The organism is Rhizobium sp. AQ_MP, from assembly GCF_014237835.1.
Classification (GTDB): domain Bacteria; phylum Pseudomonadota; class Alphaproteobacteria; order Rhizobiales; family Rhizobiaceae; genus Allorhizobium.
In genome coordinates, this window is sequence record NZ_JACJVI010000010.1 from 83,803 (window position 1) to 107,671 (window position 23,869).

Below are 23,869 nucleotides of genomic sequence, written 5' to 3' on the forward strand. Positions count from 1 at the left end.
CGCCCATGGCCACACCGCTCGCCGAGAAGATCAAGTCCCTGATATCAGCCAACGGCCCGATCAGCGTCACCGATTACTTTGCGCTTTGCCTGGCTGATCCTGAACATGGCTACTATCGCACACGCCATCCCTTCGGCCGCGCCGGTGACTTCGTGACCGCGCCCGAGGTCAGCCAGCTGTTCGGAGAGATGCTTGGCATCTTCATGATCAACACCTGGCAGCGCCACGGCGAACCGCGCGACGTGCGCCTCGTGGAGATCGGCCCCGGTCGCGGCACGATGATGTCCGACATGCTCCGTGTGATCGCGCGCGCCGCACCCGAGCTTTACGAGACGGCGACGGTCCATCTCGTCGAGACGAGTGCGCTTCTGAAACTCACCCAGATGGAAACGCTTTCGCCCCACGGCGAAAAAGTGTCGTGGCACGACAGTTTCGATGGCGTGCCGGAAGGCTTTACCCTCCTGGCAGCCAATGAGCTCTTCGATGCCATCCCGATCCGCCAGTTCGTCAGCACGCCGGAAGGCTTCCGCGAGCGCATGGTCGGCCTCGACGACAAGGATGAGCTCTGCTTCACTCTCGGCGTCGCCAAACTCGATCCGGCGATGCTGCCGCAAGGGCTCAATCCACCCGCCGATGGCGAGATCTTCGAAGTGGCTCCGGCCCGCCAATCGGTCATGCTGACCATCTGCGAGCGGCTGATAGCCCATCACGGAACAGCCCTGATCATTGATTACGGCCACATGGTCAGCAATTTCGGCGACACGCTGCAGGCGGTGCGCGCCCACCAATATGATCCGCCGCTCGCCCATCCCGGGCTTGCGGATCTGACAAGCCATGTCGACTTCGAAAACCTCGCCCGCACCGCGCTCGCAGCAGGCGTCCATCTGAACGGCTGCATGCACCAGGGAGACTTCCTCGTCGGCTTGGGCATCGAGCAACGGGCCGCCTCTCTTGGCCGCGACAAGGACGAGAAGACGCAGACCGAAATCGTCGAGGCCGTGCATCGGCTGGCCGGCTCCGGCGATGGCAATATGGGCGAACTCTTCAAGGTCATGGCGGTTTCCATGCCGTCGGTGCAATTGCTGCCTTTCAAGTCCAAGCATTGACAGGGGGCTGCGTGATCGGCACGATCGCGCCGCTCCCACCGGTTCAAAATTGCAGAAAGCCGATGGAATTCAATAACTTCGCAGGATCCGCATAGCATACGCGTGATTTGCCAGGGCTCAGGAGACCCGATCATGAGCACAGCCGCCCAGCCACGCCCCATTATCGCCGACAGCCTCGCCGCCATGGAACCCGCCGGCATTCGCCATGGCTTCTTCACCCGCGACGGCGGCGTCTCGCAAGGCATCTACCAGGGCCTCAATGTCGGCCTGGGTTCGCATGACGACCAGGACAAGGTCCACGAAAACCGTCGCCGCGTCAGCGCCTGGTTCGGCCTGCCGCTCGAAAGTCTGGCGACGGCTCACCAGATCCACTCTCCCGACGTCGTTGTCGTCAGCGCCGATTATGACGGGAGCCGTCCGCAGGCCGACGCACAGGTGACCGCGAGCCCCGGCATCATCCTCGGTGTCTTAACCGCCGATTGCGGACCCATTCTCTTCGCCGATCCGGAAAACAGGGTCATCGGCGCAGCCCATGCAGGCTGGAAAGGCGCACTTGGTGGCGTCCTCGAAAACACCATAGACGCGATGGTCAGACTCGGTGCGCGCCGCGACAGGATCCACGCGACGCTTGGGCCCTCGATCTCCCGCGCCAATTACGAAGTCGGACCGGAATTCGTTGACCGATTCATCGCCGTCAATCCGGAATTTGCAGCCTTCTTCACACCGTCTTCCAAGCCCGGTCACGCCATGTTCGACCTTCCCGGGCTCACCGTAAAGCGTCTGACCGAGGCCGGCGTCACCGCCGACAGCCTCGACCAATGCACCTATGCGGCACCTCAGACGTTCTTTTCCTATCGCCGGACCACCCATGCGGGCGAGCCCGACTATGGGCGACAAATTTCCGCGATCGCGATCAAGGAGCAATGACATGGCCCTGCATTTTTCAGCAAGCGAGTATTCCGCCCGCCGCGCCCGCTTGATGGCACGCATGGCCGAAGAAAAGCTCGACGCAATCCTGCTCTTCGCCCAGGAAAGCATGTACTGGCTGACCGGCTTCGACAGCTTTGGCTATTGCTTCTTCCAGACGCTCGTCATGAAGGCTGACGGCAGCCAGACCCTGCTGACACGCACGCCCGACCTGCGCCAGGCCAAGCACACCTCGACCATCGAGAACATCGTCGTCTGGGTGGACCGGCTCAACGCCGACCCCGCTGTCGATCTGCGCAATCTTCTGAGTGATCTCGATCTGCTCGGCATGCGCGTCGGCCTCGAATACGATACCCATGGCATGACCGGCCGCGTCGCCCGCCTGATCGACAACCAACTGAACAATTTCTGCGAGACCGTCGATGCCTCCTATCTCGTGAGCAATCTGAGGCTGGTGAAGTCGCCGGCAGAAATCACCATGATCAAGGAGGCGGCTGAGCTGGCCGACCTCGCCTTCGACGCTGCCCTGCCCTTGATCGGTCCCGATGCCGATGAAGCGGACATCCTCGCTGCCATGCAGTCGGCCGTTCTCGCCGGCGGCGGCGATTATCCGGCAAATCCCTTTGTCATCGGATCGGCCGCCGATGCCCTGCTCTGCCGCTACAAGTCGGGCCGCCGCAAGCTTTCGGCGACGGATCAGCTGACGCTGGAATGGGCAGGCGTCGTGGCCCACTATCACGCGCCGATGCTGCGAACGGTGCTGATCGGCGACCCCTCGCCCCGCCACCGGGAACTCTACGCGGCAGCGCTCGAAGGCATGCGGGCGGTCGAACACGAGCTGCGCCCGGGGCACACGTTTGGCGAAGTCTTCGATGCCCATGCCAGGGTCATGGACGAACGCGGCCTGACCCGTCACCGCTTCAATGCCTGCGGCTATTCGGTCGGCGCGCGCTTTGCTCCATCCTGGATGGAACATCACATGTTCCATGCCGGCAATCCGCAGGAGATCGCACCGGACATGAGCCTCTTCGTACACATGATCGTCATGGACAGCGATCGGGAAGCGGCAATGACCATCGGTCACACATATCTGACGACGGAGACGGCCCCGCAGCCTTTGTCACGGCACCCGCTCGACCTCGTCAGCGTCTGACACACCGGCGTGAAGGCCACTTTGAGAGCCGGTCGCATGGTCTTGCCTGTCCATTCAGCCAATTGACAGGTTAAGCATGCTAGTCACATTAATTGTGACAGGATCGAAGCGGAAGGACCGGCCGTGGTGAGACGTTCCCGCATGATGACCAGGACACTGGCCGGAACCGTCGGCCTGTTGCTGCTTCTTTCCGGATGCAACAGCCCCGATGTCTTGACGCCACGCGCAGATGTCGGCAGCGGTCTTGGCAGCCTTCCCCCCGCCTACCAGCAGGAACTTGTAGCGCCCGCTTCCCCACGCCAGCCGGTCCAGAGCGCGCCGCTCTCCGAGCCGGGCTTTGCGGACACCGCGCGCGGCCCTCAGAACACGCTGGAGGCCCAGGCGGCAGCCCTTGCCCAGGGCGGCGGCAATCCCGTCGCCTCCGCACCGCTCGATGGCATGGAAAGCCAGTCGTTCCCCGAGAGCCCGCAGCAGCAGCCGGCAAGGCAGGTGGCGCAGACTGCCGCACAGACGAGCGCGCCGCCAGCCGCACAGCAGGCCGCCCTTCCCCCTGCCGCACAAACCACCGGCAGCATCCGCTTCCTGCCGATCATCGGCGCACCGGTGCAAGCTGTCACGCCCCTCTCACGCCAACTCGGCGCCGAGGCCCGCGCCCGGGGCCTCACGATCAAGAGCGCCAGTGACGCATCGAGCGAGCACATTCTCAAAGGCTATTTCTCCGCCTTTTCCGATGGCGGCAACGTGACGATCACCTATGTCTGGGACATCCTGGATGGAAGCGGCGGACGCCTGCATCGCATCCAGGGCCAGGAGATCGTGCCCTCCGGCGCCCAGGACCCGTGGGCTGCCGTCCCGGCCTCTGTCATGCAGCAGATCGCCACCAAGAGCATGGCCGAATACGTGTCATGGCGGAACAGTCGCGCCGGCTGATCGGTGCACGACATCTGCCCGTGAAAACCGCAAATCCTGCGCCCTATTTGGCGCATCAACCGAAAATATGGGCCGAGCTGTCCAAACCTCTTGCATTCAGGGGGAAGGGCGCTAAAAAGCCCGCATCTCAGCATGGTAACAGGCGGGCCAAGATGAAGGTTTTCGCAGGTAATTCGAACCGGCAACTGGCCGAAGCGATCTGCTCCTATCTCAATGTACCACTCGGCAAGGCCAGCGTCCGCCGCTTCGCAGACCAGGAAATCTTCGTAGAGATCCAGGAAAATGTGCGTGGTGAAGACGTCTTCGTCGTTCAGTCGACATCCTTCCCGACCAACGATCACCTGATGGAACTGCTGATCATGATCGACGCCTTCCGTCGATCCTCTGCCCGCCGCATCACCGCCGTCCTTCCCTATTTCGGCTATGCCCGTCAGGACCGCAAACCCGGTCCGCGCACGCCGATCTCGGCAAAGCTGGTCGCGAACCTGATCACCGAGGCCGGCGCCGACCGCGTTCTGACGCTCGACCTGCATGCAGGCCAGATCCAGGGCTTCTTCGACATTCCGACAGACAATCTCTATGCCGTGCCGCTGCTGGCGCGCGACATCAAGGAACACTATGACACCAACAATGTCATGGTGGTCTCCCCCGACGTCGGCGGCGTCGTGCGCGCCCGCTCGCTTGCCAAGCGCCTCGACTGTCTGCTCGCCATCGTCGACAAGCGTCGCGACCGTCCGGGTGAATCTGAAGTCATGAACGTCATCGGGGATGTCACCGGCAAGGACTGCATCCTGATCGACGACATCGTCGATTCCGGCGGCACTCTTTGCAACGCGGCAGAGGCCCTGTTGAAGAACGGTGCGACCAGCGTCACCGCCTACATCACGCACGGCGTTCTCTCCGGCGGCGCGGTCACCCGCGTTTCCTCCTCGAAACTCCGCGAGCTGGTTATCACGGACTCGATCCAGCCGACCACCGCGGTGCAGTCGGCCCACAACATTCGCGTGCTGACGACAGCGACCCTGCTCGGTGAAGCGATCAATCGCACCAGCCAGGAAGAGTCGGTCTCCAGTCTGTTCGACTGAGGACAGTAACCACAAACGTTAAGTCTGAGACGGAACAAAGACGTGTGAGCGCATCCGCCGCTCTTGCGCTGAAGCAACCTATTGCCTACAGCTTCGTGCAAGATGGTTCCATGCGGAACTCTCTAGCGTCGTTACATTCTTAACGTGTGATTTAATGTCACTCTCCGTAGACCAGTTGCTTGCCAACCCAGATCTGCATGAAACGGTCCGGGAACAGTCACGTGCTCTGCTTCGCGTCAACGATGAAACACCCAAGCTTGCTGCCGTCTTCGGAACGCAGCAGCGCTGGTTGCTGGGTCATCTCGCGATGGGACAGTATTTCTCCGAGGTCGCCAAGGGTAGTCCCGAACCCGTCATCTTGATGGCACGCTACCTTGAACAGGTGAAAACGCTCGGGATTTCCTCGGTCAACACCGCAGATGCCTTCATGAAGGAAATGCTTGTCTACGGCATCGCCCTGAACGGCGCGACATCCGACCGCCGCAACCGCCCGATCGTGCCCGCTCCCCGCACAATCGCGGCGACTCGCCGCTGGGTCTCCATCCATCTTGCAAGCCTGGACCGGCTGGATGGCGGCAATCGCCTCGATCATTTCGAGGCTGAGGAAAGCGCCATGGCCCGGCTGCATCCTGAAATCACGACCCGGGCGATGATCTCACCGGAATTGCGCAGTCCACCGCAAACCTGGTCGCTGTTCACCTGGCTCAACAATGGCGGCATCGTCATGGACTGGCTGATGGTCGGCGTTGATCCGGTCGACCCCTCGGTCGAGCGCGTGCCGACACAGGTGCGCTCGGTGCCCGAAATCGCGGAGAACTTCCGCCTCTCGCGCACCCATCTAACGCGCAAGCTGCGCGAAGCCGAGGCACTCGGAAGCATCGGCTGGGATGGAAGTCGCGGCCGCTCGGTCATGTGGATCTCGCGGGAATTCCTGCGCGAATATCACACGACCCAGGCCTACAAGCTCTCCATCATCGATGCCGCCTGCACAAAGATCGGCCTCAGCTGAACCGCCAGGCGCTCAAGCTCGCACCATGGTCGGCAGCGGACAAGCCTCACCGCCGGAAAACAGCCGCGACCGCGTGAGAAAACGCCGCTCCCGTCCGTTGTCGAGCGAGAACATGCCCCCTCGTCCCGGCACCACGTCAATGATCAGCTGCGTATGCGCCCAGACCGCATATTGACTGCCGCTGATGTAGAACGGCACGCCGCCGATCTCCCCGAGCTTCACATCCGTCTCGCCCACCCGGTATTCGCTTGCCGGATAACACATTGGCGAAGACCCATCACAGCATCCACCGGACTGGTGGAAGAGAATGTCGGGATGGTCTTGTCTGATCTCGGCAAGAAATGCGAGTGCGGCGTCCGTCGCCACAACACGCGGCTGATCTCCATTGGTCACTGTCTGCCCTCCTAGTTCAAAACGAAGGAACCCCTCCTCCTGGTCGAGAACAGGAAGAGGGGATCGGAGCGGCATTGGCGGAACACCGCCCCTGGGGGAGGTCTCAGAAGAAACCCAGCGCCTTCGGGCTGTAGGACACCAGCATGTTCTTGGTCTGCTGGTAGTGGTCGAGCATCAACTTGTGTGTCTCGCGACCAATGCCCGACTGCTTGTAGCCACCGAAGGCCGCATGCGCCGGATAGGCGTGGTAGCAGTTCGTCCAGACGCGACCGGCCTGGATGTTGCGGCCGAAGTGGTAGCAGGTATTGGCATCGCGGCTCCACACACCGGCACCGAGGCCGTAAAGCGTGTCATTGGCGATTTCCAGCGCCTCCGCCTCGTCCTTGAAGGTCGTGACCGAGACGACGGGTCCGAAGATCTCTTCCTGGAAGATGCGCATCTTGTTGTGTCCACGGAACACGGTCGGCTTGACGTAGTAACCGCCCGACAGCTCGCCTGGCAGCTGGTTGCGATAGCCGCCGGTCAGGACTTCGGCACCCTCCTGTTTGCCGATGTCGATATAGGACAGGATCTTTTCCAGCTGTTCGGAAGAGGCTTGCGCCCCGATCATCGTCGACATGGCGAGCGGATCGCCCTGGATGACGGCCTCGACGCGCTTGATCGCCTTTTCCATGAAGCGGTCATAGATCTTCTCATGCACCAGCGCGCGGCTCGGGCAGGTGCAGACCTCGCCCTGGTTGAGGGCGAACATCGCAAAACCCTCGAGCGCCTTGTCGAGATAGTCGTCATCCTCGCGCATCACATCCTCGAAGAAGATGTTCGGCGACTTGCCACCGAGCTCCAGCGTCACCGGGATCAGGTTCTGCGAGGCATACTGCATGATCAGACGACCGGTGGAGGTCTCGCCGGTGAAGGCGATCTTGGCGATCCGCGGGCTGGTCGCCAGCGGCTTGCCGGCTTCGAGGCCAAAGCCGTTGACGACGTTCAAGACGCCGGGCGGCAAGAGATCGGCAATCAACTCCACGAGCACCAGGATGGAGGCCGGCGTCTGCTCAGCCGGCTTCAAGACCACGCAATTGCCGGCAGCCAGTGCCGGTGCCACCTTCCACGCGGCCATCAGGATCGGGAAGTTCCACGGAATGATCTGGCCCACGACCCCGAGCGGCTCGTGGAAATGATAGGCGATCGTGTCATGGTCGACTTCGCCGATCGTGCCTTCCTGGGAGCGTACGCAGGCCGCGAAATAGCGGAAGTGGTCGATGGCGAGCGGAATGTCGGCGACCATGGTTTCGCGCAGCGGCTTGCCATTGTCCCAGGTCTCGGCCCGCGCCAGAAGCTCGAGATTGGCCTCCATGCGGTCGGCGATCCGGTTCAGGATATTGGCGCGCTCGGTGGTCGAGGTCCGACCCCACTTGTCCTTCGCGGCATGAGCGGCGTCGAGCGCCAGATTGATGTCCGCCTCGTCGGAACGGGCAACGTCGCAAAGCTTGCCGCCGGTAACCGGCGTGGTGTTTTCGAAGTAGCGGCCGTTCACCGGCTCGCGGAACTCACCACCGATGAAGTTTCCGTATTTCAACTTGAACGGCGAAGCCGCAATCGTCTGGACTTGAATGTTCATCTGTCATCCTCCCGTTTGAAGGACCCCTCCTCGGGTCCCGATGGCAGGATGATCACCGCGTTCACCTTTCAGAAACAGCCCCTGGAAACAGGACTACCGTTCATGGTGTTTCAGTCTTGCGACACTTGCCTCACACATTCCCCCAAAAAAAGTTGGCCACCTCGATGCGAGGCAGCCAGTAACGATAAAACACAATGTAATGTATTTGAGCGAGCGGATCACACACTTACTGAATTGAACTTGCGCCATTCGAATTCAGCGTACAAAGAGCGATCGCCGTCGATTTCTAGTGCAACTGGAAGCGCTTTATCTTTCGATGCAGCGTCGCTCGACTGATCCCGAGCATCTGAGCAGCAAGGGACACATTGCCATTGGCGCGTGACAACACGCGGCGCAATGCGGCCCGCTCGGCATCATCGAGATCCCCCGTCTTTTCGCCACGCGTCTCGCGCAAAGCGTCGGCAGCAGGCATGCCCTGGGCAATCAGTCCGTCATCGAGTCTCAACGCCACGCGGGCCGCCTTGGTCGCACCAAGAATCAGATCATCGCCGTCAACGGCAATCAACGCCGAGAGCGAATTGACCTGAGGCACCACCACAATACGGGCACCGGCGAAGGCCTGGCGGAAAAGATTGCTCTCGACCCGCGCTGCAGCATCCCGCACCGCCTGCGACAGGATCGCCAGCGTCATGTCGGAAACGTCATTGCGGCAGGTGGAGACATCGAGCGCAGCGGTAACCCTGCCCAGATGGTCGCGGATCGGCGCTGTCGCACAGGACAACCCGATATTGGCGCTCATGAAGTGCTGGTCGCGATGGATCACCACCGCGCGCTCGTCGGCAAGCGCGGTACCGATACCGTTTGTGCCGACACTGGGCTCGCTCCAGAGCGTCTGTTCCCAGAGACCGAGCGAACGGAACTCGACATCGTCCCCCGGCGCCCCTCGCCTGTCGACGACAATTCCGTTTTGATCCGCGAGAATGATGCAGCAGCCGGAGCGTCCGACCATCTGGTAAAGCCTGTCCACTTCATCAGCAGAACTGCCGATCAGCCGCTCCATGCGCTCGCGGGCCTCGCGGTAGAGGACGTGATCCACCTGGATCGGCTTGCGCGCCTGTTCGGGCTGCAGTTGATAGAGGTTGAGGCAACGGCTCCAGGAGGCCGCGACCGGCGAGGTCACCGCAGCCGACGCCTTCTGCGCCGTCGAATAGACGAGTTCGGAATGTCTGGTGTCCTCACGCATCGGCTCCTCCCAAAGCACGAGTCCCAGTATGCGCCTTCTTCCCTCAGAGGCAATCGCTGATGTGGTTGGCAGATGCCCACCGAGAATTTCGTCGGTCAAACTGGCGCAGATCTGCGACACCCGGCCCGGAGGTCATCTCGTGGCAGACCTCAGGCCGCGAGAACGCCCGACGATACACCCGACGTGGCAGGTGGAGCCTCGCTCTCCCGGGCAACCGGATGGTCCGGATTGACGATATCCTGCAGTTCAGACAGGGGCTGGGGTTTGCCGTAGAAATAGCCCTGCACCTGCTGACAACCTTCCGACTGCAGGAAGCGCAGATGCTCGACGTTTTCCACCCCCTCCGCAAGCACGGGTATGTCAAGGCTCTGTGCCAGGATTAGCGTCGACCGCACGATCGCTGCGGATTGTCGGTTCTCTGCGACGCTGTCGATGAAACCGCGGTCGATCTTGATCTTGTCGAACGGAAATAGTTGCAGCGTCGACAGCGAGGAATAGCCGGTTCCGTAGTCATCCATGGCGATCTTCACGCCAATCGACTTGAGCTGCCGGATGATGGAGAGAGCATGCTGCTGATCGGCGATGATGCCGGATTCGGTGATCTCGAGCTCCAGCCGGGACGGAGGGAGCCCGGTTTCGGCGAGAATTTCTCGCACCCGTGCCGGCAGGGCGGAGTTCGCGAGCTGTTTCGGCGCGACATTGACTGCAATCTTGAGCGGATTGCGCCAGCGCACCGCCTCGATGCAGGCCTGGCGCAACACCCAGTCACCGAGTTCCATGATGAAGCCTGTGCGTTCCGCAATCGGGATGAACTCCGCCGGTGAAACCAGGCCGCGGGTCGGATGGTCCCAGCGCAGCAGCACCTCGAAACCGACCACTTCCCCGGTCTGGGTGTCGTTCTGCTTCTGGAAGTAGAGCTTGAACTCGTCACGCAGGAACCCGGCACGCATGTCCATGGCAAGCGCGCTGCGCTCGCGGGCTGCCTGGTCCATCGATTGGTCGTAGAAGCAGATGTTGTTCGAGCCGCTGGCCTTGGCGCGATACATCGCCGTGTCTGCCTGGGCCAGCAGATCATCGATCTCTTCGGCAGCATCCGGGAAAACGGTGATACCGATACTGGTACCGACAGAGAGCGTCTGTCCCTGCCAGTCGATCGGCGCATTGAGTTGGGAAACGATCGTTTGGCCAAAGGCTTCTGCATCGCCAGCCGTGAACATGCGTGTGCTCACCGCCACGAATTCGTCACCGCCGATGCGCGCAACAAATTCGTCGGAACGCAGGCTGCCGGTCATCCGCTCGGCAACGACCCTGAGCACGTGGTCGCCTGCCGCATGCCCGTGCACATCATTGATCTCCTTGAAGCGGTCGAGATCGAAGGAAAAGATGTAGATCCGCTCGTTGCGAGCTGTCGGCGTCTGCACCAGATGACTGAAACGCTCAAGGAATGCTGTCCGGTTCGGCAGGCCGGTCAGCGCATCATGGAGCGAAAGCTGGCGATAACGCTCGACTGCAGAGCGGTTCGACTGCCTGTCGATCACGTAGGTCATCGCACCGATTGACAGGATCAGCAGCGTGACGAACACCAGGACCACCGTGAGCACGCTTTCCGGCAGCATGTTTGCAGGCAGCGAGGCGCCGGCATTGGGCTCCACGGTCAGAGCCGTCATGCCGATGAAATGGGTGGAAGCGATGGCAAGCACGAGCGCGATACCGCCGCCGTACCGGCAGAACCGGGTCACAGGCCGTGCAACCCGGCTGGTGGCCAAGGCGCCAAAGAGCCCGGCCGCGACCAGCGAAGCGCCGACATAACTCATGTTCCAGTGCAGATCCGCCTGCACCTGATAGCCGGACATGCCGACATAATGCATCGACGCGATCCCCGCGCCGACAATCGCGCCACCCGCTTCGACCAGCAGGCTGCGCTGGGTTGCCGCCGCCACGAAAAGGCCGATGCCGGTCACGGTGATGGCAAGCAGCAGGGAAAGCAGCGTGGCGGTGGGCTCGTAGCCGGCAAGCACATCCGCTTCATAGCCCATCATCGCCACGAAATGCGTCGTCCAGATCGACGAGCCGCCGATGATGGAGGTCAACGCGATCCAGCTTGCCCGCGCTGCGCCGCGCGTGTTGCGCACACGATTGAACAGTCTCATGGTCAAAAGCGAACCGAGCACACAGATCAGCACTGCAGCAACCAGTGAGAGAGGATCGTGATCGACGGCGATGCAGGAAAGAACAGCAAGCATGGGCAAGACCATTTGAAATTGAGTGGGAAAGCTAACATCCATCAATTTCGAAAGCCTCACCTCACATGGTTACCAAATCCGTTGCTGGTCACCCGACGGCCAATCTGCCATCACGAATGCGTTAGGGCCGGCTTTCTGGCCGTGAACCTTGCTATTCCCCATCATCTGGTCTATAGGCGCCCGATCCGCACAGACACCCTTGGAGGCAATGTGGATGGGACCGGCAACGGTCTCCGGTTCTGGCATGACAGTGTCGCCAGGGCTCTCCAGTAACTTGAAAGGTAAAGCCATGAGCCACGCTTCTTACGAGCTCAAGGCCGTAGCACGCGAACGGGTAGGTAAGGGGTCCTCCCGCGAACTTCGCCGCAACGGTTTCATCCCGGCTGTCATCTATGGTGACAAGCAGGCCCCGATTTCGATCTCGATCAACACCAACGAGATCACCAAGCGCATCCACGCCGGCGGTTTCATGACCACCGTCGCCGTCATCGACCTCGATGGCCAGAAGATCCGCGTTCTGCCGAAGGACTACCAGCTCGACGTCGTTCGTGATTTCACGATGCATGTCGACTTCCTGCGCGTCTCGGCCGACAGCAAGGTCACGGTCGAAGTTCCGGTTCACTTCATCAACGAAGAGAAGTCGGCCATCAAGACCGGCGCCGTTCTCAACATCGTTCGTCACGAAGTTGAACTGCACTGCCCGGCTTCCGACATTCCGGAATTCCTGACGGTTGACCTCTCCGGCCTCAAGGTTGGCGACAGCGTTCACATCTCCGCCGTCAAGCTCCCGGCTGGCACCAGCCCTGTTATCACCGACCGCGACTTCACGATCGCCACGATCGTTGCTCCGGCCGGCGGCATGGAAGCAGAAGCCGAAGCCTGATCTCCAAGATCTCCGGCATCGATGGAAACCCACCCCTCAAAGGGTGGGTTTTTTTCGTGCCAGAGGCTCTGCGGGAAGGTTGAATCCGACCATTCGCCTTTAGGTAGATTTAAAGTATTTCGTGAAACGCTCCCGCTCTCAATTATTGCGTGAGGGAGCCTGAAGCAGCATGCCGCATCACCCCGCGCCGCGTGAGGCGGTCCGCTGATGACACGTTCGGTCGAGAGCCGCTTCCTTTCAATCGTCGGGATCACGATCTTCATTCTGGTCGTGCCGCTCTTTGCTCTGTTCCTGTCGTTGGCGACGGAACGGGCGGCCAACGAATTGCAGCAGAATCTCGACATCCTGCTCGCAGCCAATGCACAAGCACTCGCCAAGCCGCTCTGGGACTTCGACGAGGAAAGCGTCGAACAGATCACCGCAACGATCGTCTCCAACGGACCCGTAAGCAGGGTCCACGTCAAGGATGTCTCGGGCGGCATTGCCGTCTCGATGCCGGCCTTGCCGAAATGGCCGAAAAACGGTCTGGAACCGATCACGCGCGAGATCTTCTACCGTGCCGTTGAAGGCCCGAAACTCGTTGGCACCATCACCATCTACTACAGCCGCATCGACATGTTCTCCTCGTTGCGCCAGGCGGAGGTGATGCTGATCGTCATCTTCATGCTGGCGGTCATGGGTGTGGTGGGCGCTGCCGTCATCGGCAACCGGCTGATGGTGATGAAGCCGCTCCTGAAGCTGACTGCGGCCATCGAGGCGACGCGCCGGCTCGGATCCCGCCACCATGTGGACTGGCAGTCCAACGACGAGATCGGCCGGCTTGCCCGAAGCTTCAATGCCATGCAGATCAAGCTCGAGCAGGAAGAAGGCGAATTGCGCCTTGCGCATCGTCGTGCGACTGACATCTACAACACCACGCCGGCCATGCTCTTCTCGCTTGACGAGGAAGACCGGATCACCGGCGTCAGCGATTACTGGCTGCTGGCGACCGGCTACCAGCGTCATCAGGTCGTCGGTCGCCAGTTCATTGAGTTGGTACCGGCCGAAGCGCGTGCAACCTATCACGAACGCAAGAAGACGCGGTCCATCGCCGACGTCCTGGAAGCGACGACGCAGTTCGTTTGTGCCGACGGGACCGTCATGGACGTCCTCATCGCCGAAGCGAACCGCAAGATCGAAGGTGCCGATGAGGACCTGTCGCTATCGGTGATGACCGATGTGACGGCACTCAAGCAGTCCGAGGAGCGCAACCACCACCAGGCGATCACCGATCATCTGACTGGCCTGCGCAACCGCCAGGGCTTCGAAACCGCACTCGACGGTGAGATTGCGGCGGCAGATGCTTCAGGTGAGGAACTGGCCTGCATCTTTGTCGACCTTGATCGCTTCAAGTGGATCAACGACAATCTCGGCCACCAGGCGGGCGACCTGGTGCTTCGCCGATTTGTTGACCGCATGCAGGACGAGCTTCCGAAGGGCGCAATCGCCGCGCGCCTCGGCGGCGATGAATTTGCCGTGCTCCTGCGCGGACCGTCGATCGAAGACCTCGCGACAAGGATCAGCCGTGCGCTTTGCGAGATCTTCGTTCATCCCATGACCATCGAAAGTTCGACCGTCCGCTTGAGCGCCAGCATCGGCATCGCCGTCTATCCCACCCATGCGACCAACGCCGCCGAATTGCTGCAGAAGTCGGACATGGCCATGTACAGCAAGAAGCGCGACGGCAAGAACGGCGCGCAGCTTTACAACCCGCAGATCCAGGATCACACCCGCCGCCGCGCCGAGATCGAGCGCGATATCGAGGAAGGTCTGGCCGAGGACTGGTTCGATGCCTTCTTCCAGCCGATCGTCGAAGTCGCAAGCGGTCGCACGGTCGGTTACGAGGCCCTGATGCGCCTTGTGCATCCAAGGCGCGGCGTCATTCCACCAGCAGAAATGATCGGCGTGGCGGAAGAAACCGGCGCGATCAGCCGCCTGGGCGGTCAGGTGCTCGAGAAGGCGCTTTCCAACCTGGCCCGCCTGAGTGCGGCGACCGGCAACCACGACGCCTATCTCGCGATCAACTTCTCGCCGCTTCAGTTCGATGCGTCTCTGCCTGTACGCTTGGCCGCTCTGACGTCCCATTACGATATCGCGCCGCACCGCATCGTCGTCGAGATCACCGAGGCGACGCTGCTGCACGACAATCCGCAGATCCGTACCATCCTCGATGGGTTCAACAGCTACGGCTACCGGATCGCCCTCGACGACTTCGGCACGGGCTACTCTTCGCTGAGCTACCTCAACCGCTTCCCGGTCGATATCGTCAAGATCGACCAGTCCTTCATCCGCTCGCTGACGGAAGACGAGCCCGAGCACCGCCACAAGAGCCGCATGCTCGTCGAAGGCATCACGGCGATTTCCCACAAAATGGAATGCAGTGTGGTTGCCGAGGGCATCGAGACGGAAGAACAGCGCCGCATTCTTGAGGAATTCGGGGTCGACTTCGGCCAGGGTTATCTTTTCGATCGCCCCGCGCCGCTGTCGACGCTGATGGAACATGCGCTTGCCGCGCCGAGCCACCTGCCGAGGGTGTCGACCGGCTGAGATCAACCGCAGGAGGGAACCGCAATGAAAGTCCTCGTCATTATGCTTTCACTCGCGGCGGCCCCGGTCGCCGCCGCCGATGTCGTCCATTTCACCACCGAAGACTATCCCCCCTACAATTATCGGGTCGGCAGCGAGATCCGCGGCGCGGGATATGATCAAATCCTGCTGATGATGAAGGCGATCGACATCCCCTATACCATCGAGATGATGCCCTGGGCGCGCGCCATTGCGCTCGCCGAAAGCGAACCGATGCATTGCGTCTTCACGACCGCGCACATTCCGGAGCGCGACAAGCGGTTCAAATGGGTCGAGCCGATTGCCGTTGGCCGCAACTTCATGGTGTCGCATGAGGGATCCGGCATCAAGGTCGCCAACATCGAGGAAGCCAAGCGGTTCACCGTCGGCACCCAACGCAATGATTACACCCAGACCCTGCTGGAGAATGAGGGCTTTCCCAAGATCGACCTCGCGACGGATCTGAAGCTCACACTGAAGAAGCTGGAGAGCAACCGTGTAGACCTGATGCCGATCTCCGAGCAGCACTATATCGAGTTGCGCGAAATGGGCACGGATCTTGAAGCCCAGTTCGTCTTCTCGGAGCAGAAATTCGCCGTCGCCTGCAACCTGTCTTTCCCGGACGAACTGCTTGCCCGCATGCAGGGCGCGCTCGACACCCTGATCGCAGACGGCACCCAGGCGGAGATCTTCGACACCTACAATCTGCGCTACTCGAACTTCGGCCAGGTCGCGGCTAAGCCCTGACCATTGGCCCGACAATCGTCTTGACTTTCGCGCTGTTTCCCTGTGGGGAAAGGCAAAGAACCTCAAGACGGATCTCGGGCAATGATCATCCTGGCCGGCCTCGGCAATCCCGGTGCGCAGTATGCGAAGAACCGGCACAATATCGGCTTCATGGCTGTCGACGCGATCCAGCGCCGCCACGGCTTTTCGCCGTGGTCGAAGAAGTTCAAGGCAGAGATCTCCGAGGGAACACTGGCCGGCGAGAAGGTCATGCTGATCAAGCCGCAGACCTTCATGAACCTTTCGGGCGAAAGCGTCGGCGAGGCCATGCGCTTCTACAAGCTCGGTCCGGAAGACATCGTCGCCATCTATGACGAACTCGACCTCCTGCCCGGCAAGGCGCGCATCAAGACCGGCGGCGGCCATGGCGGGCATAACGGCATCAAGTCGCTCGACGCCCATTGCGGCCTGAACTACCGGCGGCTCCGCCTCGGCATCGGCCATCCCGGCGACAAGGCAAAAGTCCACAACCACGTGCTCGGCGACTTCGCCAAGGCGGACGCCGAATGGCTCGATCCGCTGCTGGAAGCGCTCGCCGACAATGCAGACATGCTGATACGCGGTGAAGACTCGCAGCTGATGAACAAGCTGGCGCTCGCAACCGGGGCTAAGGCCGAGGACGAGAAGCCGGCCAAGGCACCCAAAGCGCCAAAGCCCGCCCAGTCCCACATCCATCAGGCTCGCAACTTCAATCAACCGAAGAAACTTCCCGAGACCGGCCCCATGGCCGAGATGTTGAAGAAGATGTTCGGCCCCAAGGGCGACTGACAACCCCATCAGAGGCGCCCTGCCCTGCCTTTAACCGATAGCCGCGCAAACGACCGGATAACGCCATGAGCCACGACATCACCACCGACCTCGTCACCCTGCGCGACTACTGGCGTTATGCCATCTCTCGCTTCAATGCCGCAGAACTGAGCTACGGCCACGGCACCCACACCGCCGTCGATGATGCCGCCTTCCTGGTGCTCGACAGCCTCGACCTGCCGATCGACACGCTCGACCCTTTCCTTGATGCAAAGCTGCTGCCGTCAGAGCGTCGCCTGCTCGCGGACCGCATCGAGACGCGTGTTACAACCCGCAAGCCCTCAGCCTATCTCACCGGCCGCTCCTATATCCAGGGCATGCGCTTCTTCGTCGATGAGCGCGTGATCGTGCCGCGCTCGCATATCGGCGAGATCCTGTTCAACGAATATGGCGGCGAATTCGGCTCGACCTTCCTGCCGGATCCCTTCGCGGTCGAAAGCGTGGTCGACATCTGCACCGGCTCCGGCTGCCTGGCGATCCTGGCTGCAAAGTTCTTCCCGCTGGCAGCCGTCGATGCCGTCGATCTCTCCGCCAACGCGCTCGATGTCGCCGAAAAGAACCGTCAGGCCTATGGCCTCGAAGACCAGCTGACGCTGCATCAGGGCGATCTCTATGGGCCGCTGTCAGGCCGCAAGTTCGACCTCATCATCACCAACCCGCCCTATGTCGACCACGAAGCCATGGACGCCTTCCCGGCCGAATACCGCGCCGAACCGGCCATGGCCCATGACGGCGGCGAAGACGGCCTCGACCTCGTGCGGACGCTGCTCGCCGAAGCGCCGAAGCACCTCAATCCCGGCGGCGGCATGCTGTGCGAAATCGGCCGCGGCCGCGACATCCTCGAAGCCGAATTCCCGGACCTCGACTTCCTCTGGGTCGAGACTACGGAGGAAGAGGACGCGGTGTTCTGGATCTCGGCGGAAGCGCTCGGCGTGAAGGCAAAGAAGAGCAAGTGAGGCTCAGGCCTCACCACTCGAAGGTCTCGACCCGGTACCAGAAGAGATCGACGAGTGCGGCAAGCCCGAAGTCTATCCAGTAAGCCGCAAGCCGTGATGCGTCAGGTGCCAATAGCAGGATCAGAAATCCGCTGAACATGGCCCAGCCAACCGCAAGCCGCAGATTGTGCAGACTGTCGAGGCGGTAGTAGCCCGCATCGTCATATTCGGTCTTGAAGATCATGTCCTGCCAGCTATAGCCGTCGCTGATCACGAGATCCATCATCGGACGATCCGACAGGCGATCCGGCAAGATATTGAAGACGGCGCGCACCACATGCCCGACTGCCCCGATCAGGGCGAAGAGGCCGACCGCCACGACATAATGCCAGGTGGCCGCCTCGGGGAGTGTTTGTGGATCCGGAACCATCCGCCAAGACTAGCGCGCGGCGGTAAGGAATTGGTTTGCACCGAAATTGTACTCGCTGGCGCCTAGGCGGGGACCTTCGCGAGCAGTCCCTCGGCGAGCGCACGAAAGGCTTGCTGCGCCTTCGGCAAGACGCTTTCAGGCTCTGCGCTCGCGGCGATCCACATCGCCGCATTGAGCGCCGCACCGCTGATCAGCCGCGCTGCCGCTTCCGCATCCACCGGCTTCAACACCCCCTGCCCCATCAGGACTTCGATCGCCTCACGGGTCACCTGAAGGCATGAATTCTGGCTCGGCCATAACGAGGGATCACCGAGCACCGCCGGCCCATCGAGCAGCACGATGCGCTGCACCTCGGGATCGAGCGCCATCTCGATATAGGCCGCACCTTCAGCGAGCAGCGCATTCCAGCCCTCGCCGGCCGCCGCGGCATGCCGCTTCGCCCTCCCTGCCATTTCGGTATCGATCTGGTCGACGACGGCGGCGAACAGTCCGCGCTTGTCGCCGAAATTGTGATAAAGCGCACCCCGCGTAAGCCCGGCCTCTGCGGTGAGCGCATCCATGGACGCTGCCACATAGCCCTTGTCGGCAAAGGCCTTACGCGCAGCCGCGATCAACTTCCCACGATTTTCCGCCATGCTTTCCGATCGTGTGCGCTTCATACCATTCTCCCAATTTCACATACATTGCGTATATGAATTTGACATACGTTTCGTATGCGAGTAACGCTACATACGCAACGTATATGAAATCTTCAGCCTGCAGCCAAGCGGCGTTTCACCGACCCACCCTGGGGCGGAACGATCTCGCATGCCCGAAAGGATACCCATGACCAAGCCTGAACCAGTCTTCCCCGCAAACCGCCACGCCTTGTACGAACAGCACGGCTATTCCGCCGCTATCCGCACCGGTGATCTGCTCTTCGTCTCCGGACAGGTCGGCAGCCGCGAGGACGGCACGCCCGAACCGGACTTTGAAGCCCAGGTTCGCCGCGCCTTCGCCAATCTTGAAGCGACGCTCGCCGCCGCCGGCTGCTCATTTGCCGACCTTGTCGACGTCACCAGCTTCCACACCGATCCGGAAAACCAGTTCGAGACGATCATGAAGGTAAAGGCCGACATCTTCAGCGCCCCACCTTATCCGAACTGGACGGCTGTCGGGGTAACCTGGCTCGCCTGCTTCGATTTCGAGATCAAGGTGATCGCGCGGGTTCCGGCGACCCAGCAGATCTGACGCAACCTCGGCTCAGGTACTATTGTCCCGCTTCGAGATTGCTTCCCTAAGCGTAGTGCCGGCATGCGTCTCGAACCAATGGAGCATCTCGCTGACACCAGCCGCGTCTGTGGCGCCGGCCTTGGCGCGAACAACTCGGCACAAGCCTCAGCCATGGCCGTCAAGACGCGGGCGGTCTCCGGCACATAAGCGAGATCGTCATCGGCTTCGTGGCGCTTGCGAATGATGGCGTAGCGCATGGTCTCAGGATAGGTCCATGCGCTCGCAAGCACGTCTTGCACACTGACGGCTTGGCCGGCGACGGCGGCCGTCGCATCGCGATCGGTCTCACGATAGCCCGCGGCTTCGACCTGTTCGCAGAAATCGATCGCCGTGTTCATCATCCGCCGAACTGTCGCCCAATCGGTCGAAGGAGACGCATTCGCCATCGCCTCACTCCTCCGGCTCTGCCGTAAACAACAGCGGCATGCCCGCCTCCTTGGCAAGGTCCATGGCCTCCGTCACCTTCGTCTCCGCAATCTCGCGGGTGCAGACGACGACCACCGCCGAGCCGAACTTGTGCGCCGTCATCATCACCCGGTAGCCCGTCTCCTCGCTCATCCGGAACACGACCCTCAACACGATCGTGACGAATTCGCGCGGCGTATAGTCGTCATTGTGCAGGAGCACCTTGTAGAGCCTGGGTTTCTCGACCTTTGGCTTGGTCACCGTCTTCGGCGTCAGCACCGTATCCTTCGCCATGGGTTCCTTCCGGATCTAGAGGCCGCATCAGGCCCGCAACACTTGACCATGCCCTTCCTATACCCCATAGGCGTGGGCAACGAAAATCCATCCCGAGCAGGTATTCAAAGCCATGGGCTTCAAATGCGGTATCGTCGGGCTTCCGAATGTCGGCAAGTCCACCCTCTTCAACGCGCTGACCAAGACGGCAGCCGCCCAGGCAGCCAACTATCCCTTCTGCACGATCGAGCCGAACACCGGTGAAGTGGCCGTTCCCGATCCGCGCATGAAGAAGCTCGCCGACATCGCGGGCTCCAAGGAAATCATTCCGACCCGCATCTCCTTCGTCGACATCGCCGGCCTCGTGCGCGGCGCCTCGAAGGGCGAAGGCCTCGGCAACAAGTTCCTCGCCAATATCCGCGAAGTCGACGCCATCGTCCACGTCCTGCGCTGCTTCGAAGACACAGACATCACCCATGTCGAAGGCCGTATCGACCCGGTGGGCGACGCCGACACGATCGAAACCGAGCTGATGCTCGCCGACCTCGAAAGCCTGGAGCGTCGCCTCGAGCAGACCCGCAAGCGCGCCACGGGCAAGGACAAGGAAGCCAGCGCCCAGCTGCCGATCATGGAGCAGGTCGTCAAACTCCTGCAGGACGGCAAGCCGGCCCGCCTTCTCCTGAAGACACTGGCCGCCGACGAGATCGTCATCCTCAAGCAGCTGAACCTGCTGACCTCGCATCCGGTTCTCTATGTCTGCAACGTCGCCGAGGGTGACGCCGCGACCGGCAACAAATACACCGAAGCCGTCGCCAAGATGGCCGCCGAACAGGGCGCCGAATGCGTCGTGATCTCGGCTGCGATCGAAGCCGAAGTCGCCCAGCTGCCGGAAGAGGAAGCCACCGAGTTCCTCTCGGCCCTTGGCCTTGACGAAGCCGGTCTCGACCGCCTGATCCGCGCCGGCTACCACCTGCTCGACCTGATCACCTATTTCACGGTCGGCCCGAAGGAGACCCGCGCCTGGACGATCGTCCGCGGCACCAAGGCCCCGCAGGCTGCCGGCGTCATCCACACCGATTTCGAACGCGGCTTCATTCGCGCCTTCACCATTTCCTATGACGACTACATCGCCTACAAGGGCGAAGTCGGCGCCAAGGAAGCCGGCAAGGGCCGCGACGAAGGCAAGGAATATGTCGTCCACGACGGCGACGTGATCCACTTCCGCTTCAACACCTGAAGCGAAACCACCAGAACGACAAAAGGCCGCGATCCCCTCGCGGCCTTTTTTTTGTTCAATCAGCAAGCCGGCCGTCAAGCCCGCTTTACCGGGCAGGTTGAAAGCCCCATGATCGAATAAAGCGGGCAGGTCGACATCAGGCCGGTCAGAAGCGGCACCACGCCGATCAGCGTGTAGTAGCGCCACCACGCGCCCGGATAGATGAAGAAGAGCGACAAGAGCACAAGCCCGACAACGATGCGCAGCACGCGGTCGAGACTGCCGACATTCTTGGCAAACATGGTTTTTCCTTCCGTTCGATTGACGATGGGATGACACTAGCGCCGCCCCTCGAACGCGTCGGTGACTAAGTCACGCAATTGGGCAAGTCTCAAAGCTCGCTGGCCCTCGCCATGCGGGCGAGCTCACCTTTCTCGATGATCCGGATCTGCCCTCGCTCGCTTGCCACCACGCCCTTGGATGCAAGCGCCTCGAGCCGCCGCGACACGACCTCCCGTGCCGTACCGATCACGACCGCGAGCTCCTGATGCGTCAGCGTCACGCAGCCCTCGTCGTCGGCCCGCTCGATCAACGCATGCGCCAGCCGCTGTTCGACCTTCACGAAAGCCACCTGTTCGAGCACAAACATTAGGTCGCCCAACCGGTCGGCAAATGCCTTGAAGACGAAGGCGCGGAAGGCAGGCGAACTGGCCATCAGGCGCTCGAACACGGCAGGCGGCACCATCACCGCCACCAGATCGCTTTCCGCCACCGCCTCGCCCGTATAGGGCGCCCCGCCAAGCACGCCGAGCGTGGTCTGCACGCAGGTCTCGCCGGGTGTGACGGAATAGAGAAGAAGCTCCCGTCCGTTGCGCCCGGTGAGATAAACGCCGATGCGCCCGGAAAGCAGGATGACAAAGCTTTGAGCCGCATCCCCCGGCCGAAACAGCGTGGCCCGCGCCGGCACATGCATCGGCTTCAGCGCCTCGAGCGCCCGTCGCGCCTCGTTATCTATGTCCGCGAGAAAGCTCGCCTGATCCGCCCAACCCACCATGGACCACCTCACGATTCCCGCTTATGACCATAGCGACTGGCAGTGCATTGGAGAACATGTTGCATGCAGGATGACAGGCTTCACTACGAGGACTTCACCGAGGGCCGAAGCTTTGCGCTCGGGCCGCGTCTGGTAACCGCCGAGGAGATCATCGAATTCGCCCGCGAATTCGACCCGCAGCCCATGCATCTCTCTGAGGAAGCCGGCAAGGCCAGCATTCTCGGCGGGCTATCGGCCTCCGGCTGGCACACATCCAGCCTCTTCATGCGCCTTATGATCGATGCCTATGTGCTGAAAGCCGCGTCCGAAGGCGCTCCCGGGATCGAATTCATGCAGTGGCGCAAACCGGTGCTGGCAGGTGATACGCTCTCCGGCCAGTCGGTCGTTGAGGAAGCCCGTCCCATGCGCTCGCGTCCGCATCTCGGCATCGTCACCTTCGGCCATGAACTCCACAATCAGCGCGGCGAAACGGTCATGAAGGCTCGCAATGCCGTCATGGTCCGCCGCCGGGAAACAGCAGAGGTGCCGGCATGAAGATGTTCGACCTCTATCCCGCCGGCACACGGCTCGAACTCGGCAGCGTCACCTTCACGGCGGAGGACATCATTCGCTTTGCGCAGAAGTTCGATCCTCAGCCCTTCCACGTCGATGCCGAAGCGGCGAAGGATTACGTCTTCGGCGCGCTTTGCGCATCCGGCTGGCACACCTGCGCCAACTGGATGAAGAGCTTCATCGGTTTCATCGGTCGCGAAATGAAGCGCTTGAAAGCCGAGGGTCTGGAACCGCCGAGGATTGGCCCCTCGCCCGGCTTTTCCGAGCTGCAATGGTTGAAACCGGTCTTCGTCGGCGACACCCTCACCTACTTCATGACCCCCATCGACAGCAGGATCGTCAACGGAAAGCGCCGATACATGCTGAACTCCGCCCTTTCCGAGGGCGTCAACCAGCACGGCGAAACCGTGCTCCGCTTCAAGAGCAATCTGATTGAATTCTTCCCCGACGAGGAGCAGACCGCATGAGCGTCCACGACTTCACCATGACCGCCATCGACGGCACAGAGCGCAGCCTGAAGGACTATGCCGGCAAGGTCCTGCTCGTCGTCAACACCGCAAGTGCCTGCGGCCTGACACCCCAGTATGAGGGCCTGGAAAAGCTGCACGAGACCCATGCCGATCTCGTCGTTCTCGGCTTCCCCTGCAACCAGTTCGGCGCCCAGGAACCGGGCACGGAAAAGGAGATCGCGCTCTTCTGCGAAACTCGCTTCGCCGTAACCTTCCCGATGTTCTCGAAGATCGAGGTCAACGGTGAAGGCACCCACCCGCTCTACGCCTATCTGAAGGCCGAGACGCCCGGCGCCGAAAAGGGTCAGGAGATCGGCTGGAACTTCGCCAAGTTCCTGGTCGGCCGCGACGGCAAACCGATTGCCCGCTATTCGCCCCGAACGGCTCCCGCCGATCTTGAGGCCGATATCACCGCAGCGCTCGCCCGCTGAGCAGG

General features: G+C 61.5%; 26 protein-coding genes. 17 read left to right on the plus strand and 9 right to left on the minus strand.

All coding sequences use genetic code 11. The features are described from left to right. Nucleotides 1-5: 5 nt before the first annotated feature. The 6 genes from H6M51_RS15600 (at nt 6) to H6M51_RS15625 (ending at nt 6,210) form a co-directional block, all read left to right on the plus strand. Complete coding sequence (locus H6M51_RS15600; protein WP_185810739.1) at nt 6-1,106, plus strand: class I SAM-dependent methyltransferase; 1,101 nt, start codon at nt 6-8, stop codon at nt 1,104-1,106. A gap of 132 nt (nt 1,107-1,238) precedes the next feature. Next, nucleotides 1,239-2,033, plus strand: a complete 795-nt coding sequence (gene pgeF / locus H6M51_RS15605) for a peptidoglycan editing factor PgeF (protein ID WP_185810740.1) — start codon at nt 1,239-1,241, stop codon at nt 2,031-2,033. A 1-nt stretch (nt 2,034) separates the two neighbouring features. Then, nucleotides 2,035-3,186 (plus strand): Xaa-Pro peptidase family protein, encoded by a 1,152-nt coding sequence (locus tag H6M51_RS15610; RefSeq protein ID WP_185810741.1) that lies wholly within the window; start codon nt 2,035-2,037, stop codon nt 3,184-3,186. A 144-nt stretch (nt 3,187-3,330) separates the two neighbouring features. Further along, entirely contained in the window at nt 3,331-4,116 is a 786-nt protein-coding gene (locus H6M51_RS15615) for a hypothetical protein (protein WP_185810844.1), read from the plus strand. A gap of 152 nt (nt 4,117-4,268) precedes the next feature. Continuing rightward, a complete protein-coding gene (locus tag H6M51_RS15620) occupies nt 4,269-5,201 on the plus strand; it encodes a ribose-phosphate pyrophosphokinase (RefSeq protein ID WP_185810742.1) in 933 nt (310 codons plus the stop codon). 154 nt (nt 5,202-5,355) lie between these two features. Next, the gene (locus tag H6M51_RS15625; RefSeq protein WP_185810743.1) at nt 5,356-6,210 is read left to right on the plus strand and encodes a hypothetical protein; all 855 of its coding nucleotides are present in this window, start codon (nt 5,356-5,358) and stop codon (nt 6,208-6,210) included. A 12-nt stretch (nt 6,211-6,222) separates the two neighbouring features. Here H6M51_RS15625 and H6M51_RS15630 read toward each other — a convergent pair whose 3' ends face one another. From H6M51_RS15630 to H6M51_RS15645, 4 genes are all read right to left on the minus strand, one after another. Next, nucleotides 6,223-6,603 carry a DUF779 domain-containing protein gene (locus tag H6M51_RS15630; RefSeq protein ID WP_185810744.1) on the minus strand — a complete coding sequence of 127 codons (381 nt, stop codon included), beginning with the start codon at nt 6,601-6,603 and terminating at the stop codon, nt 6,223-6,225. A gap of 103 nt (nt 6,604-6,706) precedes the next feature. Beyond that, nucleotides 6,707-8,221, minus strand: a complete 1,515-nt coding sequence (gene adh / locus H6M51_RS15635; RefSeq protein WP_185810745.1) for an aldehyde dehydrogenase — start codon at nt 8,219-8,221, stop codon at nt 6,707-6,709. A 286-nt stretch (nt 8,222-8,507) separates the two neighbouring features. Further along, complete coding sequence (locus H6M51_RS15640; protein WP_185810746.1) at nt 8,508-9,464, minus strand: helix-turn-helix domain-containing protein; 957 nt, start codon at nt 9,462-9,464, stop codon at nt 8,508-8,510. Between the two features lie 149 nt (nt 9,465-9,613). Continuing rightward, nucleotides 9,614-11,707, minus strand: a complete 2,094-nt coding sequence (locus tag H6M51_RS15645; RefSeq protein WP_185810747.1) for a bifunctional diguanylate cyclase/phosphodiesterase — start codon at nt 11,705-11,707, stop codon at nt 9,614-9,616. 289 nt (nt 11,708-11,996) lie between these two features. Between H6M51_RS15645 and H6M51_RS15650 the strand changes: the two genes are divergently transcribed. From H6M51_RS15650 to prmB, 5 genes are all read left to right on the plus strand, one after another. Next, entirely contained in the window at nt 11,997-12,590 is a 594-nt protein-coding gene (locus tag H6M51_RS15650) for a 50S ribosomal protein L25/general stress protein Ctc (protein ID WP_185810748.1), read from the plus strand. 207 nt (nt 12,591-12,797) lie between these two features. Continuing rightward, nucleotides 12,798-15,176, plus strand: coding sequence for a bifunctional diguanylate cyclase/phosphodiesterase (locus H6M51_RS15655; protein WP_185810749.1), 2,379 nt, complete (start codon nt 12,798-12,800; stop codon nt 15,174-15,176). Nucleotides 15,177-15,200: 24 nt separating this feature from the next. After that, nucleotides 15,201-15,941, plus strand: a complete 741-nt coding sequence (locus tag H6M51_RS15660; protein WP_185810750.1) for an ABC transporter substrate-binding protein — start codon at nt 15,201-15,203, stop codon at nt 15,939-15,941. An 81-nt stretch (nt 15,942-16,022) separates the two neighbouring features. Continuing rightward, entirely contained in the window at nt 16,023-16,748 is a 726-nt protein-coding gene (pth, locus tag H6M51_RS15665) for an aminoacyl-tRNA hydrolase (RefSeq protein ID WP_185810751.1), read from the plus strand. A gap of 65 nt (nt 16,749-16,813) precedes the next feature. Then, entirely contained in the window at nt 16,814-17,743 is a 930-nt protein-coding gene (gene prmB / locus H6M51_RS15670) for a 50S ribosomal protein L3 N(5)-glutamine methyltransferase (RefSeq protein ID WP_185810752.1), read from the plus strand. A 10-nt stretch (nt 17,744-17,753) separates the two neighbouring features. Here prmB and H6M51_RS15675 read toward each other — a convergent pair whose 3' ends face one another. Beyond that, nucleotides 17,754-18,152 carry a hypothetical protein gene (locus H6M51_RS15675; protein WP_185810753.1) on the minus strand — a complete coding sequence of 133 codons (399 nt, stop codon included), beginning with the start codon at nt 18,150-18,152 and terminating at the stop codon, nt 17,754-17,756. Nucleotides 18,153-18,214: 62 nt separating this feature from the next. Next, a complete protein-coding gene (locus H6M51_RS15680; protein WP_185810754.1) occupies nt 18,215-18,811 on the minus strand; it encodes a TetR/AcrR family transcriptional regulator in 597 nt (198 codons plus the stop codon). Between the two features lie 166 nt (nt 18,812-18,977). Here H6M51_RS15680 and H6M51_RS15685 point away from each other — a divergent pair, with 166 nt between their 5' ends. Together H6M51_RS15685 and H6M51_RS24865 are read left to right on the plus strand one after the other, a co-directional pair. Further along, the gene (locus H6M51_RS15685; RefSeq protein ID WP_185810755.1) at nt 18,978-19,382 is read left to right on the plus strand and encodes a RidA family protein; all 405 of its coding nucleotides are present in this window, start codon (nt 18,978-18,980) and stop codon (nt 19,380-19,382) included. A gap of 63 nt (nt 19,383-19,445) precedes the next feature. Then, entirely contained in the window at nt 19,446-19,571 is a 126-nt protein-coding gene (locus H6M51_RS24865) for a hypothetical protein (protein ID WP_281418966.1), read from the plus strand. 243 nt (nt 19,572-19,814) lie between these two features. Here H6M51_RS24865 and clpS read toward each other — a convergent pair whose 3' ends face one another. Continuing rightward, on the minus strand, nt 19,815-20,123 hold the full coding sequence (clpS, locus tag H6M51_RS15690; RefSeq protein WP_185810756.1) for an ATP-dependent Clp protease adapter ClpS: 309 nt from the start codon (nt 20,121-20,123) through the stop codon (nt 19,815-19,817). A gap of 112 nt (nt 20,124-20,235) precedes the next feature. Between clpS and ychF the strand changes: the two genes are divergently transcribed. Beyond that, nucleotides 20,236-21,339, plus strand: a complete 1,104-nt coding sequence (ychF, locus tag H6M51_RS15695) for a redox-regulated ATPase YchF (RefSeq protein ID WP_185810757.1) — start codon at nt 20,236-20,238, stop codon at nt 21,337-21,339. A 74-nt stretch (nt 21,340-21,413) separates the two neighbouring features. Here ychF and H6M51_RS15700 read toward each other — a convergent pair whose 3' ends face one another. Both H6M51_RS15700 and H6M51_RS15705 read right to left on the minus strand, forming a co-directional pair. Next, nucleotides 21,414-21,620, minus strand: a complete 207-nt coding sequence (locus tag H6M51_RS15700) for a DUF2892 domain-containing protein (RefSeq protein ID WP_185810758.1) — start codon at nt 21,618-21,620, stop codon at nt 21,414-21,416. 89 nt (nt 21,621-21,709) lie between these two features. After that, nucleotides 21,710-22,372, minus strand: a complete 663-nt coding sequence (locus H6M51_RS15705; protein ID WP_185810759.1) for a Crp/Fnr family transcriptional regulator — start codon at nt 22,370-22,372, stop codon at nt 21,710-21,712. Between the two features lie 63 nt (nt 22,373-22,435). On the opposite strand from H6M51_RS15705, the gene H6M51_RS15710 reads away from it, so the two are divergent. The 3 genes from H6M51_RS15710 to H6M51_RS15720 are packed head-to-tail and all read left to right on the plus strand — an operon-like array spanning nt 22,436 to nt 23,864. Further along, complete coding sequence (locus H6M51_RS15710) at nt 22,436-22,906, plus strand: MaoC family dehydratase (RefSeq protein WP_185810760.1); 471 nt, start codon at nt 22,436-22,438, stop codon at nt 22,904-22,906. Next, nucleotides 22,903-23,391: a MaoC family dehydratase gene (locus tag H6M51_RS15715; RefSeq protein WP_185810761.1), complete on the plus strand. Its 489-nt coding sequence runs from the start codon at nt 22,903-22,905 to the stop codon at nt 23,389-23,391. Before H6M51_RS15710 ends, H6M51_RS15715 begins: the two co-directional genes overlap by 4 nt. Then, entirely contained in the window at nt 23,388-23,864 is a 477-nt protein-coding gene (locus tag H6M51_RS15720) for a glutathione peroxidase (protein ID WP_185810762.1), read from the plus strand. Before H6M51_RS15715 ends, H6M51_RS15720 begins: the two co-directional genes overlap by 4 nt. Nucleotides 23,865-23,869 lie beyond the last annotated feature (5 nt).